This window comes from Mycobacterium sp. (assembly GCF_035653355.1).
Lineage (GTDB): Bacteria > Actinomycetota > Actinomycetes > Mycobacteriales > Mycobacteriaceae > Mycobacterium.
Genome location: NZ_DASRBZ010000399.1, coordinates 1 through 3,288 on the forward strand (window position 1 = coordinate 1; position 3,288 = coordinate 3,288).

Here is a 3,288-nt window from a genome sequence, read left to right on the forward strand (position 1 = left end):
CGGGGTGACGTGGCAGTTCTCGCCTGCGTCAGTGGTCTTGAGCAGCGGCGGAACGGCCAGCAGCACGCTGACCCTGAACAGCACGGCCGCGACTCCCGGCGGCTCGTTCCCGCTGGCCATTACCGGCGCGCGGCCATCGGACAACTACACGAAAACGGCCAACTTTTCGATCGGCACGCAGGTGACGACGTTTGCGGTGAACTCGGTGACGGGGAGTGGGATCGTCCATAATAATGGGCAGCAGGTGAGCATCACGAATACTGTGACCTCGAACAACACCTTCCCGACGACACCCGTGACGTGCACCACGCCGGCGGGATCGGCTTTGTCCTGCAGCGCGTCCTCGGCTGGAAACACGGTGACGACGACAGTCACCGCGCCGCCCGGAACCCAGAGCGGGACCTACACCATCGACGTCGGCGGAACGCAAATGTCGGTGAGCGTAGGGGACATCGGGCTTAGCCCTCAACCGCGGGTGAGCTTGACCGGCGGCTGCCCTGTGGGGACGAATGCCTCGGTATTGATTGCGGGGTGTCCCGCAACAGCGGATGTCCCATTACCCGATTCCGGCTATGAGTGCCCTGCCGACGTGCCATGCGACATAACCGTGGTGGCATACGGACCGAATTCTTTCGCCGGAGACCCGACCAACTGGGTGAGCGGGGTTGCCGAGCTCGGCCTGGACAACACGATGACGGTCTACTTCAGCCCGCCGGCAGATCTAGTCAGTCAGCAGTCGGGGCCGCAATCGTTCCCGTGGTACATGAGCACCTGCGCTCAATATTTTGATGGCGGCGACCCTGAGAACGAGGCCGAGTTCCCCTGTATGGTCGGTGAGGAGACGGATACGGAGTCGGTAGAGGTGTACCCGCCGCCAGCACCGCCAGCGCCACCCGCACTGAGTCTCAGTGGACCGGCAGGTGTGCCTCTGAACGGGACGAACACCTTTGCACTTAGCGTGTCTTCCACTGCCGCCCAGAGTGTCACACTCTCATTATCGACATCGTCCGGCACAGGTGCAGCCACGTTTCAAGGCGGGGGCTCATCGTACACCGTAAACGTGTCCGCTAATTCCGACAGCCCGGTGACCATTACGATCTCGGGCTCTCAAGTCAGCAGCACCGCCAACAACATCATCCTAACCGCGACGGCGCCTGGGGCCACACCAGTCACCGCGCAGTTCACAGTCGTGAACGTCACAATCAGCCTGAACGCTGCGCGCGGGGCCACACCGGCGGCCGATGACGGAAAAGGACCGAATTATTTAGTGGGCGCTCCAAGCGGTCTGGGTGCCGGCATTGTGACGTTGCCCGACCCCAAGACTTCCACCCCAGTCTGCGCAGTGGGCGCTGAGTTGATTGGGACCGTTACACCGAGCAACTATACCGGCCTGGTTACCCTGCGCCGAATGATCGCCAACATGAGCCCTCCCGGCGAACTCTATCAGAATCAGACTCAGTACTACGCACCCTACTTTACCCCAACGGCAGGGCATGGCCCTGGCCAGGACGATACATCCGACCCGCAGTTGATCGACAATGACCCTCAGTCTGGCAACTCGAACGGCAAAGTCTACGATATCGATGCCCCGGGCATAGGGCTGAGTACCCCCGACATCTACCGATATCGAGGCAACTTTGTACAGTATGCTGTTCTAGGTGATCGAACGTCTACCCTGCAGGTGGGATCGAATTTTCCATGGTGGGCTAGAGTTTCATGCACCCAGGACGCCCAAGGGAACTTATTGCTGAGCCAAGATGTTGCTGGCGACAACCAGGCTGGCGCGGGCACGACACCAATTACATGGAACCTAAAATGATGAGAGACCAAGTTCTAATGCGATTGAAAGCTAGAACCGCAATTGCGCTCCTCCCCTTGTTGTACGCCGGCGTGGCAGCGGCTAACGGGCGGCCGTTTGTTTGCGCGGAGTTGGAGAATGCCAAAGCCGAAGGCCTGCTGGCATACCTGCAGCGTGACCGCCCGAGCTTAAAGCCCGAATGCGCCTTCTACGCCATGGAGCAGGTTGGGTTGAAGCACTACCAGCCTGCGGTGCGAACTCTGATTGCATATCTAGACTACCCCGTACCCGCCGATCCTGCCGAAGCCAATCTGCCGCCCATCGGTCGACCCCGTATGCTGGGTTATACCTACCCAGCCTCAACTGCCTTGCTGGATATTGGCCAAGCGGCTGTTCCGGATCTCATCGAGGCCATCGGCGATCCAAAGACCGCCGAGGTAATCTGGCGAAACGCTATCCAGACGCTGCACGACGTGTGCAGCGAGGACGTGCCCGGCGCGGTCTCCCGACTTTACAGAGCGAGCAAAGCCTCCGGAAATTCTGACGTGTCCTACCGCCTCCGGCAGGCGGCATGGAGAATGGCTGACCTGTGCTACGGCGATATCGCAAACGCGTGCAGAGAGGCCCTTCGATGAGACTCAACCCGTCCGACAGGGACCCAAGGCCGCGGTCAGCGCGGTCGGCCCATGGTCGGGAAACCGAGCAATGTTTGGCGGGGGCATTTCTCCTCCGCTGGTCCGTCGCTGTTGCGATTCTACTGACGGCCCCGGCCTCTGTGCTCCTTGCCCAATCCGCCGCCTCCCTCTCCGGCCACATCCTCTCCGAGGACGGCCGCACGCTCCGCGCGGCGGTCACGCTCTCCTTTGCCGGACCGCGAGGCTTCCCCTCGCCGCCGCGGCGGGTGTTCACCGGCACGAACGGCGCCTTTACGTTCTCGCGGCTCCCCGCGGGCAAGTACGTGCTCTGCGCGCAGGTTTCAGCGGCCGAGCCGACGCCGGCCAATTCGCCGTGGGTCGATACCTGCGTCTGGGGATCGCCGCAGGCGCCCATCACGCTCGCGGCCGGGCAGCAGTTCGCGGGCGTCGTCTTCACTGCGCCGAAAGGCGCGTGGCTGCAGGTGCGGGTCGTGGATCCGGAGCACGTGCTGCCGCAGGTAGCGGCGAAAGGGCCGGCGCTGCTGGAGCCGCAACTGCAGCTCGTGCTGCAAGGGCCGGACAAGCTGCCGCGACATGCCCGCTTCGTCTCGGCCGATGGCGCCGGGCGCAACTATCAGGTGGCCATCCCGCTGAAGACGGCGCTCAACCTGCAAGTGGCGAGCTCTGTTGCGGACGTGTTCGATCAGAACGGCAAAGCGATAAAAGCGACGGACCAGGCGCCATTTCAGCCGAACACGCCCGCGGAGCTGGCGCCGGTGACGTTCACGGTTCACAAGAAGACTCCGTAGCGCGCCGGGCCGGACATGTCCGGCCCCTACGCTGTCAGGAGCGCCA

4 protein-coding genes are annotated in these 3,288 nt (G+C 62.7%); 3 read left to right on the forward strand and 1 reads right to left on the reverse strand.

Going from position 1 to position 3,288, the window contains the following annotated elements; genetic code table 11:
• Positions 1–144 precede the first annotated feature (144 nt).
• Positions 145–375: a hypothetical protein gene (locus VFA16_RS13775; protein WP_324968357.1), complete on the reverse strand. Its 231-nt coding sequence runs from the start codon at positions 373–375 to the stop codon at positions 145–147.
• 685 nt (positions 376–1,060) lie between these two features.
• On the opposite strand from VFA16_RS13775, the gene VFA16_RS13780 reads away from it, so the two are divergent.
• The 3 genes from VFA16_RS13780 to VFA16_RS13790 all read left to right on the forward strand — a co-directional run bounded on the left by VFA16_RS13780 (position 1,061) and on the right by VFA16_RS13790 (position 3,242).
• Entirely contained in the window at positions 1,061–1,819 is a 759-nt protein-coding gene (locus VFA16_RS13780) for a hypothetical protein (RefSeq protein WP_324968358.1), read from the forward strand.
• A gap of 17 nt (positions 1,820–1,836) precedes the next feature.
• The gene (locus VFA16_RS13785) at positions 1,837–2,433 is read left to right on the forward strand and encodes a hypothetical protein (RefSeq protein WP_324968359.1); all 597 of its coding nucleotides are present in this window, start codon (positions 1,837–1,839) and stop codon (positions 2,431–2,433) included.
• Between the two features lie 140 nt (positions 2,434–2,573).
• Positions 2,574–3,242 (forward strand): carboxypeptidase-like regulatory domain-containing protein, encoded by a 669-nt coding sequence (locus VFA16_RS13790; RefSeq protein ID WP_324968360.1) that lies wholly within the window; start codon positions 2,574–2,576, stop codon positions 3,240–3,242.
• The last annotated feature ends 46 nt before the right edge of the window (positions 3,243–3,288 follow it).

Excerpts from the sequence above, each read along its gene's own strand:
- VFA16_RS13785 (WP_324968359.1), top strand. The coding sequence starts at position 1,837 with ATGCGATTGAAAGCTAGAACCGCAATTGCGCTCCTCCCCTTGTTGTAC.